The sequence below is a fragment of the Arthrobacter sp. D3-18 genome, from assembly GCF_054408525.1.
In genome coordinates this window covers 3652287-3667015 of the sequence record NZ_CP096440.1, presented here as the reverse complement: position 1 = coordinate 3667015, position 14729 = coordinate 3652287, and the positions used below count along the sequence as shown (strand labels likewise).

General features: G+C 62.3%; 11 protein-coding genes. 6 read left to right on the top strand and 5 right to left on the bottom strand.

The features are described from left to right. The first annotated feature begins 65 nt into the window (after window positions 1–65). The 6 genes from M1D89_RS18995 (at window position 66) to M1D89_RS18970 (ending at window position 8441) form a co-directional block, all read left to right on the top strand. Window positions 66–1724 (top strand): ABC transporter permease subunit, encoded by a 1659-nt coding sequence (locus tag M1D89_RS18995; protein WP_498645944.1) that lies wholly within the window; start codon window positions 66–68, stop codon window positions 1722–1724. Continuing rightward, entirely contained in the window at window positions 1724–2656 is a 933-nt protein-coding gene (locus tag M1D89_RS18990; protein ID WP_498645942.1) for a sugar ABC transporter permease, read from the top strand. Before M1D89_RS18995 ends, M1D89_RS18990 begins: the two co-directional genes overlap by 1 nt. Before the next feature lie 2 nt (window positions 2657–2658). Further along, complete coding sequence (locus M1D89_RS18985) at window positions 2659–4602, top strand: glycoside hydrolase family 13 protein (protein WP_498645940.1); 1944 nt, start codon at window positions 2659–2661, stop codon at window positions 4600–4602. Window positions 4603–4702: 100 nt separating this feature from the next. Next, complete coding sequence (locus tag M1D89_RS18980; RefSeq protein WP_498645938.1) at window positions 4703–6166, top strand: FAD-binding oxidoreductase; 1464 nt, start codon at window positions 4703–4705, stop codon at window positions 6164–6166. Window positions 6167–6657: 491 nt separating this feature from the next. Next, window positions 6658–7893, top strand: coding sequence for an MFS transporter (locus M1D89_RS18975; RefSeq protein WP_498645936.1), 1236 nt, complete (start codon window positions 6658–6660; stop codon window positions 7891–7893). 35 nt (window positions 7894–7928) lie between these two features. Then, window positions 7929–8441, top strand: a complete 513-nt coding sequence (locus M1D89_RS18970) for a pyridoxamine 5'-phosphate oxidase family protein (RefSeq protein ID WP_498645934.1) — start codon at window positions 7929–7931, stop codon at window positions 8439–8441. Between the two features lie 90 nt (window positions 8442–8531). Here M1D89_RS18970 and M1D89_RS18965 read toward each other — a convergent pair whose 3' ends face one another. The 5 genes from M1D89_RS18965 to M1D89_RS18945 all read right to left on the bottom strand — a co-directional run bounded on the left by M1D89_RS18965 (window position 8532) and on the right by M1D89_RS18945 (window position 14710). Then, on the bottom strand, window positions 8532–9761 hold the full coding sequence (locus tag M1D89_RS18965; protein ID WP_498645931.1) for an amidohydrolase family protein: 1230 nt from the start codon (window positions 9759–9761) through the stop codon (window positions 8532–8534). Between the two features lie 36 nt (window positions 9762–9797). Beyond that, a complete protein-coding gene (locus M1D89_RS18960; RefSeq protein WP_498645929.1) occupies window positions 9798–10820 on the bottom strand; it encodes an ABC transporter ATP-binding protein in 1023 nt (340 codons plus the stop codon). An 8-nt stretch (window positions 10821–10828) separates the two neighbouring features. Next, window positions 10829–11887 carry an ABC transporter ATP-binding protein gene (locus tag M1D89_RS18955; RefSeq protein ID WP_498645926.1) on the bottom strand — a complete coding sequence of 353 codons (1059 nt, stop codon included), beginning with the start codon at window positions 11885–11887 and terminating at the stop codon, window positions 10829–10831. After that, a complete protein-coding gene (locus M1D89_RS18950; RefSeq protein WP_498645923.1) occupies window positions 11884–12885 on the bottom strand; it encodes an ABC transporter permease in 1002 nt (333 codons plus the stop codon). Before M1D89_RS18950 ends, M1D89_RS18955 begins: the two co-directional genes overlap by 4 nt. 100 nt (window positions 12886–12985) lie before the next feature. Further along, a complete protein-coding gene (locus M1D89_RS18945; protein WP_498645921.1) occupies window positions 12986–14710 on the bottom strand; it encodes an ABC transporter substrate-binding protein in 1725 nt (574 codons plus the stop codon). Window positions 14711–14729: the final 19 nt, after the last annotated feature.

The window sequence follows — 14729 nt, the reverse complement described above, 5'->3', positions numbered from 1 at the left end:
CGGGCCGGGTGGCACTCCACCGCCCGGCCCTGCCTGCCGCCAACCGCTTCACCCAAGGATCCACAATGCCAAAACCAGATCTCCGCGAACTGCCCTCAAGTCAAGGCCAAGGGGCCCCGGCTGAGGCCGCCAACAGCAGCGCCAGCCGCCCAGCCAAACCCGCGCGCCCAGCCAAGCCCGCACGCCATCCGGATTCCCTCAAGGGCACCATTCTCAAAGTTGTCCTGCTGGGACTTGTGGATGCCTTCGCGGTGTACGTCCTGATGATGCTTTTCCTCAGCCAGTCGTGGGCGGCACTGGCGGTGTCGTCCCTGGTGGTTCTGGCCATTAACTGGATCTACCTCCGCAAGGGCGGGCTCCCGGCCAAATACCTGGCTCCCGGGGTGCTGTTCCTGCTGGTGTTCCAAGTCCTGGTGGTGGTGTTCAGCGGTTACATCGCCTTCACCAACTACGGCGATGGGCACAACAGCACCAAGAACGATGCCATTTCGGCAATCCAGCTGACAGCGCAGAAACGCGTCCCGGATTCGCCTGCTTACAAGGCATCCGTGCTGACCAAGGACAACGAGTTCTATCTGCTGTTCACCGATCCGGAAGGAAAGGCGCAACTCGGCAGCAGCGAAGATCCGCTCGCCGAAGCCCCCGACGCTGGCAAAGACTCAACAGGCAAGGCCAACTCCTTGCCGGGCTACCAGACGCTGAAGTTCCAGGAAATCGTGGCCAACCAGCAGGAGATCCTGAAGATCACGGTCCCGGTTTCGGATGATCCGGCCGATGGAACGCTGCGTACAGCAGACGGCAGCACGGCTTACCAGTTCAAACCGGCGCTCAATTACGATGCCGCCACGGACACCTTCGTGGACACCGAAACCGGCACGGAATACCGCGACAACGGCAAGGGCGCCTTTGCTGGTGCCAACGGGGAGACCTTGGCCACCGGCTGGAAAATCGATGTGGGCATGGACAACTTCGTCCGGGCCTTCACGGATCCCAGCCTTCGCGGACCGCTGGTGGGCGTGATTTTCTGGACGTTCACCTTCTCCATCGCGTCCGTCGCCCTCACCTTTGTGATGGGCCTCTTCCTGGCAATGACGTTCAACCGTGAGGACCTCCGGGGCAAGAAGGCGTACCGGATCCTGATGATCCTGCCCTACGCCTTCCCCGCCTTCCTGTCCGGCTTGGTGTGGTCCGGCATCCTCAACCCCGAGTTCGGCTGGCTGAACCAAACATTGCTCGGCGGCGCGAACATCGGTTGGCTTACGGACCCGGTCCTGGCCAAAATCAGCGTGCTGGTAGTCAACGTCTGGCTCGGCTTCCCGTACATGTTCCTGGTCTGCACGGGCGCCCTGCAATCCCTGCCTTCCGAAATCGACGAGGCAGCCCGTATGGATGGAGCCTCTGCCTGGCGGGTGTTCCGATCCATCAAGTTGCCCCTGTTGCTGGTATCCGTGGCACCGCTGCTCATTTCTTCCTTCGCCTTCAACTTCAACAACTTCAACGTCATCTACATGCTCACCGGCGGTGGGCCGCGCTTCGCGGACACTGACCGCGATATCGGGTCCACCGACATCCTCATCACGCTGGTGTACAAAGTGGCGTTCGGCCAAGGCACGGGGCGCGACTACGGCCTGGCCAGCGCGCTCGCCATCATCATCTTCATCATCGTGGCCACCATTTCGGCCATCAGCTTCAAGCAGACCAAAGCACTCGAGGACGTGAACTGATGAGCGTACGCACACTCGCCTCCAGCAAGGAAACAACGTTCGACGGCGGCCCCTCGCCGCTGGCTCCCAAGCGCCGTCCCTTTGGGGTCTGGTTCAAGGACAAAGGCTGGCGGCATGTGGTGGGCATCGTCACCACCATCTTCGCCGTGTTCCCGCTCCTCTATGTGCTCTCTGCTGCCCTCGATTCCAATGGCACGCTGGTGGGTTCCAATGGACTGTTCTCCAGATTCGACACCGGCAACTTCGTGGCACTCTTCAGCGACCCCACCCGGCCCTTCGGCCGCTGGTTCGTGAACACCCTGGTGGTAGGTACGGTGACGTCCGCCGCTACCGTTTTCCTCGGCGCCATGGCCGCTTACGCATTCTCCCGCATGCGCTTCAAAGGCCGCCGGATGGGGCTCTTGACCCTCCTCCTGCTGCAGATGTTCCCGCAACTGTTGGCCGTCGTCGCGATTTTCCTGCTCCTCAGCGGGATCTCGCAAGTTATTCCGGCTTTGGGGCTGGGCAGCCAGCTGGGCCTCATCATGGTCTATCTCGGCGGCGCGCTGGGTGTGAACACCTACCTGATGTACGGGTTCTTCAACACGGTTCCGCAATCACTGGATGAAGCCGCAAAGATCGATGGTGCAAGCCACGTGCAGATCTTCTTCGGCATCATCCTGCGCCTTGTTACGCCCATTCTGGCGGTTGTGGGTCTTTTGGCCTTCATCGGCATTTCCAGCGAGTTCGTCATCGCCAGCGTGGTGCTGACGGATCCGGACAGCCAGACACTCGCCGTCGGACTTTACTCCTACGTGGCCCAGCAGCGCTCCGAGAACTGGGGTGTCTTCGCGGCCGGGGCTGTGATCGCCGCGATCCCGGTCATGGCACTGTTCCTCTTCCTCCAGAAGTACATCGTCAGCGGACTTACCGCCGGCTCAGTGAAAGGCTAACCATGCCAATCGCCCTTCCGCACCACGACGGCTCGAGCCTTTTCGTATCCAGCACCATGCCTGGGTCCGTGTCCCTCGGCGATACCGTTCGCCTCCGGGTCCGCATACCGCAGGGCTGGGGGCCGGCGTCGAAAGTCTGGGTCCGTTCAGTCCAGGACGGTGAACCCCGCTACGACGCCGCCATCCGGCTCGGTTCGACGGATGGCTGGGATTGGTGGGAAGCGGCGATGCTCGTGGCGAATCCCGTGGCCAAGTACCGCTTCCTGCTGGAAGTCACCAGTACCTCCGCTGTTGCCGGTCCAGGGCGGCGGCGCTACTGGAACCTCAACGCCCAAGGCCTGTTCGCCAGGGACGTTTCGGATGCAGCAGACTTCAGGCTGACGGCATTCGCCCCTGCTCCGGAGTGGCTGCGGAAGGGCATCATGTACCAGGTATTCCCGGACCGGTTCGCCCGGTCCACCCAAGCAGACGGACACCCCACACCAGACTGGGCCATCGCTTGCTCCTGGGATACGCCGGTGGTGGGGACGGGCGAGCAAGCCTCCACACAGTTTTATGGGGGAGACCTCCCCGGGATCACCGGCAAACTGGACCACCTGCAGGAACTGGGCGTCGATGTCCTCTACCTGACGCCGTTCTTCCCTGCACGTTCCAACCATCGCTACGACGCGTCCACCTTCGATTCTGTGGACCCGCTCCTGGGTGGCGACCAAGCGTTGGTGGATTTGGTTGAAGCGGCTCACGCGCGGGGCATCCGCGTCATGGGAGACCTCACCGCGAACCACTCCGGCGCTGCCCACGAGTGGTTCGTCAAAGCGCTCGCCGATCCGGGATCAGAGGAAGCCGGCTACTACTACTTCAGCCCGGACCATTCCAGCTATGAGTCATGGTGGGGCGTGCCGTCACTGCCTAAGTTCAACTGGTCCTCGGAAGCCCTCCGCCGGCGTTTCGTGACCGACCATGATTCCGTGGTTGCCCGTTGGCTCAAGCCGCCGTTCAACCTGGATGGTTGGAGGATCGATGTAGGCAACATGACGGGTCGCCTGGGCGCGATAGACCTCAACCATGAAGTTGCCCGGCTCATCGCTGACCGCGTGCGTGACTTCAACCCGAACGCGGCCCTGCTCGCTGAGTCCACCTCCGATGCCGCCCCCGACGCTACGGGTGAGCACTGGCAGGGTGCCATGACGTACTCCAATCTCACCCGGCCGCTATGGTCCTGGCTTGCAAAAGACGCACCGAACGTAAACTTCTTCGGCTCGCCCCAGTCCGGACCCAACAGGATCTCCGCTGAAGAGTTCCTCGCGACGCACCAGGACCTCGCAGCGGGATTTAGCTGGGGTGTGCGACAAAACAACATGAACGCCCTCGATACGCACGACACAGCGCGTGCAGCAACCGTGATGGTCGACGGCGGCCCGGAAGTGGGCGCGGTGCTCACCTTCTGCTTGCCGGGACTTCCGGTGTTGTTTGCCGGCGATGAGTTCGGATTCGAAGGGTTCAACGGCGAGGACTCCAGGACTCCCATGCCATGGCCTGATTCGGGATCGGCCGGTAAGCCGGCTGCTGTGGTCAAGCATCGCGTGGTCAAGGACCTGCGGACCGTCTACGCAAACCTCGCGCGGCTTCGCAGGGAACTGCCCGCGCTGACTAAGGGCGGGGTGAGATGGTTGCACGCAGAGGGCGACGCCATGGTCTTTGTTCGGGAAACCGTGGAGTCGTCAGTGCTGGTCTTCGTCTCGAGGGACGCTGCCAATGTGGTCCTCGACGATTCGGTTCTTAGCGACGCGCAGCTTGAGGCGTTGCTTCTGTCGCCACTTCACCACTCCGGAATGGTGGCATCGGCAACTGCCGGTCCATCCGGCGTCGAAGGTGTCCGTCTTCAGGCGGACGGTATCGCCGCGGCAGTCTGGCCGATCCCCGGAACCCCGCTTCCCGTGCACTAGAGGGCATCCGAGACAATGCCGCTCTGGCTAGACTGGCAATGAAAAGACTGCGAAGACTGCCGGTTTGGCGTGTCCGCGGTGCTCATGTGGAGGGAAAGCCTTGTCGGACGAAACGGCCATCGCCGGAACATCAGGGGAAAGCATCAAGGAACGCACGGTGGGCGGGGCGGAAGCCACCCAGCCACCTGCCATCCAGGGGACTTTCCTGGAGGAGCTTGCAGCTGGACTTGGGGCCGGGCAAGTGGCGGGCGATGAAGAAACCCTCACCGTGTACTCGGTGGATCAAGGACCAATGCTGGAAAGGCACCTGCCCCTCGCTGTGGTGTGGGCTGAGTCAGTGGAAGATGTACAACACATTGTTCGCCGCTGCGCCGCCTATCACGTGCCGATCGTTCCCCGGGGAGCCGGAACCGGAGTCTCCGGAGGAGCGCACGCCACCCAAGGCTGTATCGTCCTGAGCCTGGAACGGATGAACCGCATCCTGGACCTCAACCCCGACGACGAGACCGCCGTCGTCGAACCCGGCGTTATCAACGCCGAACTGAACGCTGCCGCCGCCGAACACGGTCTGATGTATGCGCCCGACCCCGCCAGCTACAAAATGTCCACCATCGGGGGCAACGTGGCCACTAACGCCGGAGGACTGCGCTGCGCCAAATACGGCGTAACACGCGATTCCGTACTGGCCTTGGACGTTGTTATGGCCGACGGCTCACTGATGCACACCGGCCATCAGACCTTCAAAGGCGTGGCAGGCTATGATCTGACCGCGCTGCTTGTTGGGTCTGAAGGAACGCTGGGAATCGTAGTGGGCGTGACCGTCCGCCTGAAGTACCTGCCTCGCGAGGTGCACACCATCGCTGCCTTCTACCAGGACTTCCGCAGCGCCGCCGCCGGAGTCCTCGCCGTGGGCAGGGCCAGGGTACAGCCCGCCATCATGGAGCTCCTGGACAATGGCACTTTGGAGCAGCTCGACGAACTCCATGGCGGAGACCTCCAAAAGCGCGGCAAGTCCTTGCTGTTGATCCAGACTGACGGCTTCGGTGCTGCCGCGGAGGCCGACGTCGTTCGGCAGGTCCTCGCTGAAGGCGGCGCCACGGTGACCACGGAAGTCAGCGCCGAAGCCGAAATGCTGGTGGAAATGCGACGCAACAGCCGCGGCGTCGAAGTGGACGACGAATTCAGGGTAGGTGAAGACATCGCCGTCCCGCGCTCCAAGCTGGTAGATTTCGTCGCCGAACTCGAAGCGATGGCAGCCCGCTTCCAAGTGCGCCTCAAAGTAGTAGCCCACGCCGGCGACGGCAACCTGCACCCCACCTTCTGGATGGACAGGGTTGACCCTGCTACCGATGCGGAGGCCCTGAAGAGGCTGAATGCTGCCTTGGACGAATCCATTCGAGTCGGCCTTGATATGGGCGGCACTATTACGGGCGAGCACGGCGTTGGCCAATACAAGCTGCGATGGCTGGGCCTGGAGCAGCCAGAGCCCGTGCGGGAGCTGCAACGGCGCATCAAAGAACTGTTCGACCCGCAGGGGATCCTGAACCCGGGGAAAGCTATCTGATCAGGCGTTGAGGCGTACCGCAGGGCCGGAACGCTCGGCGCGCTCGGTCGTTCCTCCCTTAGACGCGCGCTGCCGCGTTCCGGCCCTGCGGGCGCAGGTAAAAGACCCTCTGGCGCTCTATCACGTCCCTCGTGTTTGAGTCTGACGCTCTATCACGTTCCTTGTGTTTGAGTCTGACGCTCTATCACGTCCCTTGTGTTTGAGTCTGACGCTCTATCACGTCCCTCGTGTTTGAGTCTGACGCTCTATCACGTCCCTCGTGTTTGAGTCTGACGCTCTATCACCTCCGAGAGCCCTTGCGGATCGCGCTGACACTGCTTGGTATTCCAAATTTTCAGTGGTTGTACTGCGAGTCATCTTAGTCCCCCGACTTCGCAGCATTTACTTTCGGCTTATCAGCTCTTAGTCTTAACTTGGTATACCAAGCGGGCTAAGAGGGGATTGACGTGCGTGTGAAGCGGTTGGCTGAGGCCGGATTGAATCCGAGGTTGATGACTGGCCTCGTGCTGCTCGCACTTGTTGTGGTGTCAGTTAACCTTCGACCGGCGATTACCACCGTCGCCGGGGTCATGGACCAGGTTCCGGGAGTTTTCGGCTTGGACCCCGCGCTGCTGCCGTTGTTGGGGACCTTGCCCGTGCTGGCGTTTGGTATTTCCGGTCCAGTCGGGCCTTGGCTGGCTCGACGATTCGGCACTGGGCGGGCTGTGGCTCTTGCCTTGCTGGTTCTCGCTGCCGCCCTGGTGGTTCGGGCGACCGTGCCGGCACTCCTGCTACCGGGCACGTTCCTGGCCGGCATGGCAATCATGACCGCGAGTGTACTGGTGCCCCAGATCGTCAAAGCAAACCGAGGCACCGGCTGGTGGACAGGGCTATGCACCATGGGATTCGGGCTCGGAGCGGCACTTGGGGCCGGACTGGTCCAACCACTGGAGCAGGCCTTCGGCGGCAACCTGCCATCAGCACTGGCTGTGTGGGCTGTTCCGGCACTGTTGGGAGCCTTCTTGATCCACCGAACAGGAGGGCCTAAGGGCGGCGCGGTGACGACGCCGGGCGGGGACGCGCCGTCGACGACTGCCACGGGAAAGCGGGCGGTCCCGCTCCGGAAGCAGCGCACCGCGTGGGGGGTGACAGCGTTCTTCGGCCTGCAAGCCATGCTCTACTTCGCGATCACGTCCTGGTTGGCGGTGTTTTTGGTATCCCGTGGGCTCGCAACAGCCGATGCCGCTGCCCTGCTCGCTTGGTTCAGCCTGGCCGGGCTACCGGCAAGTTTGTTGGCACCCGTGCTGGCCGGTCGTCCTGCCATCCTGCGGATCATGGCCCCGGGGCTCGGCGTGTCCGTGGCGCTCGCGCTGCTGGGAGTCCTGACATCGCCGGTTGAGCTGCAGTTCCTCATGGTCGGGATTCTGGGGGTTGTCCAGAGTGCCGGATTCGGGCTGGCCATGGCGTTGGTGGTGATCCGATCCGACGGACCACAATCTGCGGGAAAGCTTTCGGCAATGAGCCAGGGAATTGGCTTCGCGTTGGCGTCCCTCGGTCCGTTAGGCGCAGGGTTACTGCACACCATGACAGGCGGCTGGGAGCTGACGTTCTGGGCGCTCGCCGCCGAAGCCGTTGTGCTGGCCGGTGCCGGGTTCCTGGCAATCCGTGGGCCGGTGGTCAACGTTGAGCCATCGAGCCGAAATTCGTCCTCCAACGGACTGTTCACCCTCGCACGCAGGGGTGAATAGTCCGTTAGATGGTGTTCGGCCACTGTCGGCAGGCTATGCTGCGGCGTATCCTCGGCGTTATGACGAACTCACCATCAGGGACTCAACAGCCGGAAACACCTGCTACGGAAATCCTGGAAACCAACGAATGCTGGGAGCTCCTCCGCGGTGTCTCAGTGGGCAGGCTTGCAGTCGTGGTTGATGACCACCCGGACATCTTTCCCGTGAATTACAAGGTTGACCACGGGACCATGGTGTTCAGGACCGGTGAAGGGACCAAACTTCATGCAGCCCTGGGCGACGCGCCTGTGGCCATCGAAGCCGACGGCGTCAACGCCGAAACAGGGGTGGCGTGGAGTGTGGTGGTCAAGGGTCAGGCGTCGGCCGTGAAGCTGACGCAGGACGTGCTGGATACCATCGGACTCCTGCTGTTCCCGTGGGAAGCCGGCCAGAAGGACCAGTTCATCCGCATCACACCCAGTGAAGTGACAGGCCGTCGCTTCACCGTCACTCCCGCTGTGACATGGTGGTCGCCGCTGGATGATGCGCCCACGGCCAGAGGCGAGTAGCGAGCAGCCGGGCACGCAAAAACCCGCCCCTGTCTGATCTCCTCCGCGTTCAACGATGAGGAGATCGGACAAGAGCGGGTTCCAGTGAGGCTAGACCAGTTCCAGCTGGTCAGCCACAACTCTTCCGGCGTGGATGACGGTCCGGTCTTTGCCCCGGTCCATCACTGTGGAAGCCACGGTTTCGCCATCCACCAGCAACAGTTCCGCAGGATCGCCAACCTCGACGCCGGGACGATGCGCGGTGTCCTTCAGCCTGGTGGCGCCGGGGTCAAGGATGCTCGCACCACCGATAGTGGCAATGGCCAGGCAATGCTCGATCAGCTCGTCCTTGCGGAAACCGTGGGTGAAGGCGAGTTGCCACGTGCGGTCCAGCATGTCCGTGTTGCCGTACGGGGACCAGTAGTCGCGCTGGCCGTCCTCGCCCAAGCCCAAACGAACGCCGGCTTCGGTAAGCAGGGGGATGGGTAGTTGGCCAGCAGCAGACGGAGCAACCGAGGCCAAGGACACGTCCAGTTCCGCGAAGGCATCAATGAGCCTGCGCGTAGTGGCCTCATTAACGCTGCCCAACTGGTAGGCGTGGGACATTGTTACCTTCCCTTGCATTCCTAAAGCCCGGGTGCGCTCGAGCACCAGGTCGGTGCTGAAAACACCCAATTCGCCGGGCTCGTGGAGGTGGATGTCGATGGGAACCTGATACTTCTCTGCCAAGCCAAATACGATGTCCAGGTGCTTCGCCGGATCGCGGTCCAGGGTGCAGGGATCGATGCCACCCATCACGTTGGCGCCGGCTTTCAGCGCCTCTTCCATGAGCTCCACCGTCCCCTCCTCCAGCAACAGTCCAGCCTGCGGGAAAGCGATGATGTCCACGGAAGCCTGGCCTGCGAACTTCTCCTTGGCGGCAGCAACGGCGTCGAAACGCTCAAGCCTGCAGTCCACGTCAACCTGCGCGTAGGAGCGGACGCGAGTAGTGCCCCGTGCGATCATCCGGGCGAGGGTGTCATTCACGCGATCCTGCAGCGGGACCTCAGCGTTGCGCCAGTTTTGACGGTCGTTCATCATCATGGTCCACACGCCCGGACCTCCGGTGTGCTCACGGAACGGGAGGCCGATCCGGGTGGAATCAAGGTGAACGTGGACATCCGAGAAGGACGGGAGCAGCAAACGTCCGCGGCCTTCCACCACCGTAACGCCGCCTGGCACCACACGGGCCGGATCATGCGGTTCGACGGCGGTGATCTTGCCGCCTGCTTCGCCCGCCACCAGGGTGACGTCGCTGAGCGCTTGCCCCCAAGGGCGGACGGCGCGGATCAGGGTATTCAATGGTTACTCCTTTGATAGTGAATCTATTGCCTGCTTCTATTGCACGCCCGCCAGCACCGTCGCGGCCATACCTGTGTGGTGGCAGGCGGGCGCCTCGGGCTTGGCGGGTGTGGGGATCTGGTCCATGCATTTTTGGCGCTGTTCGTCGGGAAGCGTGCCAATAAGCGGGCACCGTGTCCGGAAGACGCAGCCGCTGGGTGGGTTGGCTGGCGAGGGGAGGTCGCCACGAAGCCGGATCTTCACCTGTTCACGTGCTGCCCGGGGATCCGGCAGGGGCACTGCCGAGAGCAATGCCTTGGTGTACGGATGCAAGGGATCGCTGAACAACGCGTTCCGAGGCCCCTGCTCTACGATCTTGCCCAGGTACATCACAGCGACTTCGTGGGAGATGTGCCGGACCACAGAGAGATCGTGCGCGATGAAGATGTAGGAAACGCCGGTGTCGCGCTGGATCTGCTGCAACAGGTTCACCACCTGTGCCTGCACTGAGACGTCCAACGCGGACACTGGTTCGTCGCACACAATCACTGACGGATTCAGGGAAATTGCCCGGGCAATACCCACGCGCTGACGCTGGCCTCCGGAGAACTCATGCGGGAAACGGTTGTAGTGCTCCGGATTGAGCCCCACCTGGTCCAGTAGTTCCTTCACCCGGTTCTTAAGGCCACCGGGCGGACTCATCTTCTGCGCCACCATGGGAGCTGCGATGGCCGTACCCACTGTCTGCCGCGGATTCAGGGACGCGAAGGGGTCCTGGAAGATCATCTGGACTTTGCGCCGGAAGTTATACAGATCCTTGCCTCGAAGCTGGCTGATGTCCTCGCCGTCCACCAGAATCCGCCCGCCCGTCGGGTCCATAAGACGCGCCACCATCCGGCCAGTGGTCGATTTACCGCACCCGGACTCACCCACGAGACCCAAAGTCTGGCCTCGGGCGAGACTGAACGATACGCCGTCGACCGCTTTGACTGAGCGCTTCGCGGCTCCCGGAAGCAGGCCTCCCTTCAGCGGGAAGTGCTTTTGCAGGTTCTCCACCTGGAGGATTGGCTGATGTTCCATGGCAGGTCCTAACGCGAATTCCGAATGGTGATGATCTGCGGGCCGCTCAGATGGCAGCGCTTGCCGTGCCCTTCCTCAACCAGCAGTTCAGGCCGCTGGCTGGCGCAGATACCGTCGCCGGCGAGTTCTGCGTATTGGCACCTTGCGCTGAAGATGCAGCCTTTGGGCAGGTCAAGGAGCGACGGCGGCTGGCCGGGTATGGGGTTCAGCTGGCCCGATGCGCTGTTCAGGGTGGGCATCGAGTTGAGCAGGCCCAAGGTGTAGGGGTGCTGGGTGTCGTAGAAGATTTCGTCGACTGGCCCGGATTCGACGCACTGCCCGCCGTACATGACAAGCACGTTGTCGCAGACTTCAGCCACCACCCCGAGGTCGTGAGTGATGAGGATCAACGCGGAGTTGGTTTCTTCTTGGAGCTCTGACATGAGGTCCAGGATCTGCGCCTGAACCGTCACGTCCAGAGCCGTTGTTGGTTCATCAGCGATCAAGAGCTCAGGCTCGCAGATCAGAGCCATGGCGATCATTGCACGCTGGCGCATGCCGCCGGAGAAGTGGTGGGGGTACTCATCGTAGCGCTGTTCCGGGCTGGGGATACCCACCCTTCCCAGCATGTCGACGGCGGCAGCCCGGGCCTGCTTTTTGCTCGCCTTGTTGTGGACCAGGTATGCCTCGGCGATCTGGTGTCCCACGGTATAGAAAGGGTGCAGTGCCGAGAGGGGATCCTGGAAAATCATCCCGATGTTGCGGCCACGGAGCGGCCGCATCGCTGACTCGGGCAGGGTGACCAGGTCCTTGCCTTGGAATAGCGCCTGGCCGGTGACCTGCGCCGAAGTGCCTTTGAGCAGGCCCATGAGGGCCTGGCTGGTAACGGATTTTCCGGAACCGGACTCGCCCACAATGCCTAGGGTCTGGCCGCGATCCAGCGAGAAGTCCATCCCATTAACTGCGGAGACAACGCCGTCATCCGTAGGGAACTTCACGGTAAGGTCGCGGACCTCCAGAAACGGGACGGTGGCGGTGCTGCCAGCCAGGGCGCTCGCCGTCTTGGTAGTGGTATGCAACTGGATCATTGGAGCCTCACTCGGGGATCGATGGCGGCGTAGGCGAGGTCCACTACGACGTTGGCCACGATGACGAAGAACGCGGCCAGCATGGTGATGGCCATGGTGACGGGGAGGTCACCCGAAATGGCGGCGTGTACGGCCGTGAAGCCCAGGCCGGGGACAGAGAAGATCTGTTCGGTGAGGACTGCCCCGCCCAGCAACAAGCCGATGTCCATGCCCAACATGGTCACGACCGGCGTGATGCCTGCCCGTACGCCGTGCTTGAACGTGACCGTCCGCGGTGCCAGGCCCTTGGCGCGGGCCGTCCGGATGAAGTCCTCGCCGAACGTCTCGATCATGTTGGTGCGGGTTACCCGGATGTAGGAGGCACTGAAGAGCACCGCCAACGCAATCCAGGGCAGCAGGTAGTTGGCCACCCAGGCTCCAGGCCCTTGGGGACCGAACGGGCTGTTGATCTCATTGGTAGTAAAGGGCAAAAGGTGCAACTGGTTGACGAACAGGAGCAGCAGGAACAGGCCTGTGACGGGGATCGGCAGTGAAACGCCCACGGAGGCGGCGCCCACAATGAACTTATCCACGGGAGAGCCTTTGCGGAGGGCGGCCAGAAGGCCAAGCCCGACGCCGGTGATGGTCCACAGCACCAGCGCGCCGATGGCCATGGAGAAGGTGTAGGGGAGTGAACGGCCGATGATGTCGGCTACGTTCTCATTGGTTTGGAAGGACTTTCCGAGGCACGGCCATTCGCACAGAGTCTGCGCACCCGGGGCGCCGATCATTCGTGACGAAAAGAGCCCGCGGATGTAGTCGGCGTACTGGACGAAAAAGGGCTGATCCATGCCCAAGGCAACGCGGGCCTCGGCGACTCGTTCCGGCGTGCATTCCTGCCCACAGGCAGCGGCTGCGGGATCAGAGGGGCCGAGCTGGAAAAGCGTGAAGGTGATGAAGCTGACCGCGGCGAGAAGCAGGACCAACGAGCCGGTCCGGCGAAGAATGAAAGTCATCATGGTGGTGGTTTGCGGGCCGCCCGCTGATGCGTGCGGCCCGCTTCTCCTTCTGGACTATGCCCGATTAGTTGACTATGCCCGATTAGTTGACGAAGCCCGGTTATTGCTCGACGCCGACGATCGAGAGATCGATGCCGCCGAAGAAGTAGCCCACCTGGGCATTGCGGACGTTGGAACCCACCACGCTGTTGGTGTGGCTGCGGATGAGCGGGATGATGGGGTAGGTCTTCAGGGCTGAGCCGAACGCCTCGGACCACTTCTTGCCAAGTTCCTCGGAGCTGCCGTCTGTATTTCGCAGGTCGAACATGGCCTTGGAAACTACGGGATCGAAGTACCGGGACGTGTTGGAGAAGCCGTAGCTGGTGCCCTCGTTGTTGGGTCCCAGCAGGGGATCCGCGGAGGTTCGGACTGAAGCCGGGTCGGCTCCGCCGCACCAGCCGGAACGGCCCATGTCCGGCAGCTGCTCACTGGCCAGGACGGAGTAGTAGTTGGGTGCCGGAATCGGAACCAGTTCAACCTCGATGCCCAGGGCCTTGAGGTTCTGCTGGACAACTGTGCCGGTGTTCTTGAAGGCATCCCTGTTGTTGGCGTAACCGTAAGTCAAGGTCTTGGGGAAGTCCTTGCCTTCCAAGAGCTTCTTGGCTTCTTCCAGTTTTGGTTTTCCAGCGGGGTCCAGTTCCAGTTCGGTCTCCACATAGCCGCGCATCTTGGAGTTCAGCGGGCTCTGCGTGATTTCACCAAAGCGTCGTCCGCCATACTGCACCAGGATGGACTGGCGGTCCAGGGCCAACGCGATCGCCTTACGGACGTCCGGGTCCTTGATCTTTTCCGTGTTCAAGCTCAGTACGTCGTTGCAACCCAGGAGACCCGAGGCCACCCGGTCTTTGACCTTGGCGTCTGCCAGCTTGGCGGAGTCAGAGGTCTGAAGCGCGCCGTTGGAGTCCAAAGTGATGGCATTGGGGTCCGAGTCGGCCAGGAGTTGCTGGCTGATGGTGGCCTGGGAAGTCGAGAGCGAGAAGCTGAAAGTGTCCGGGAGCGCGGAGCGGTTGGGGTCCGTGGCGGGATCCCAGTGCGGGTTGCGGACCAGTTTCAGGGACTTGCCGCGGTTATAGGACTCCACCATGTACGGACCCGAGGACACCGGGTGGTTGGTGTAGTCCAGCTTGGTGTCCTTAGCCTTCGGGACAGGAGCCGTGTTGGAGCGTGATGCCAGCGCCGGGAACTCTGCAAACGGTTTTTTCAGATGGAACACCACCGTGCGGTCATCGGGCGTTTCAACCGCCTGGAGCACAGCCGAAGGATCCTTGTACGGCCCCTTGTACCCGCCGGCGTCGAGCGCTGCGTTCAGCTCTTGGGGTGCCTGGGTGAAGACGTCCTGCGCGAAGGTGCGTTCCACGCCGTACTTGATGTCGGCTGAGGTGATGGGTGTTCCGTCCTCGAACTTCACGCCTTCCTTGAGGGTGAACGTCCAGCTGAGGCCGTCATCCGAGACCATGCCAGTGTCCGTTGCGAGGTCGGGGACCACTGTTGGCGGCTGGCCGGCTGTCTCCTTGGCCATGGTCAGGGTGCGGTAGTAGAGCTGGCCGACGTTGGCCGTCTGAACGTAGTTGCTGTTTCCGGGGTCCAGTGTCTGGAAATCGGAGGACATCAGGACGTTGATATTGCCGCCCTTGCCATTGAATCCGGATTTGACCACGTTGGGGGCCAGCTCCGTGACCGACCCGGCGGGCTTGGAACTGCTGGGCTGGCTTTGGCCGGCGCCGCAACCAGTAGCGGCCATGGCGATCAACACCGAAAGTGCCAGAGCTCTTGCAGGGGTTTTCATGATGCTCCTAGTGAGGGGG

Coding starts and splice junctions, on each gene's coding strand:
- M1D89_RS18945 (WP_498645921.1), bottom strand. CDS start 14,710: ATGAAAACCCCTGCAAGAGCTCTGGCACTTTCGGTGTTGATCGCCATG.
- M1D89_RS18950 (WP_498645923.1), bottom strand. CDS start 12,885: ATGATGACTTTCATTCTTCGCCGGACCGGCTCGTTGGTCCTGCTTCTC.
- M1D89_RS18960 (WP_498645929.1), bottom strand. CDS start 10,820: ATGGAACATCAGCCAATCCTCCAGGTGGAGAACCTGCAAAAGCACTTC.
- M1D89_RS18990 (WP_498645942.1), top strand. CDS start 1,724: ATGAGCGTACGCACACTCGCCTCCAGCAAGGAAACAACGTTCGACGGC.
- M1D89_RS18970 (WP_498645934.1), top strand. CDS start 7,929: ATGCTGCGGCGTATCCTCGGCGTTATGACGAACTCACCATCAGGGACT.
- M1D89_RS18975 (WP_498645936.1), top strand. CDS start 6,658: ATGACTGGCCTCGTGCTGCTCGCACTTGTTGTGGTGTCAGTTAACCTT.
- M1D89_RS18995 (WP_498645944.1), top strand. CDS start 66: ATGCCAAAACCAGATCTCCGCGAACTGCCCTCAAGTCAAGGCCAAGGG.
- M1D89_RS18985 (WP_498645940.1), top strand. CDS start 2,659: ATGCCAATCGCCCTTCCGCACCACGACGGCTCGAGCCTTTTCGTATCC.
- M1D89_RS18955 (WP_498645926.1), bottom strand. CDS start 11,887: ATGATCCAGTTGCATACCACTACCAAGACGGCGAGCGCCCTGGCTGGC.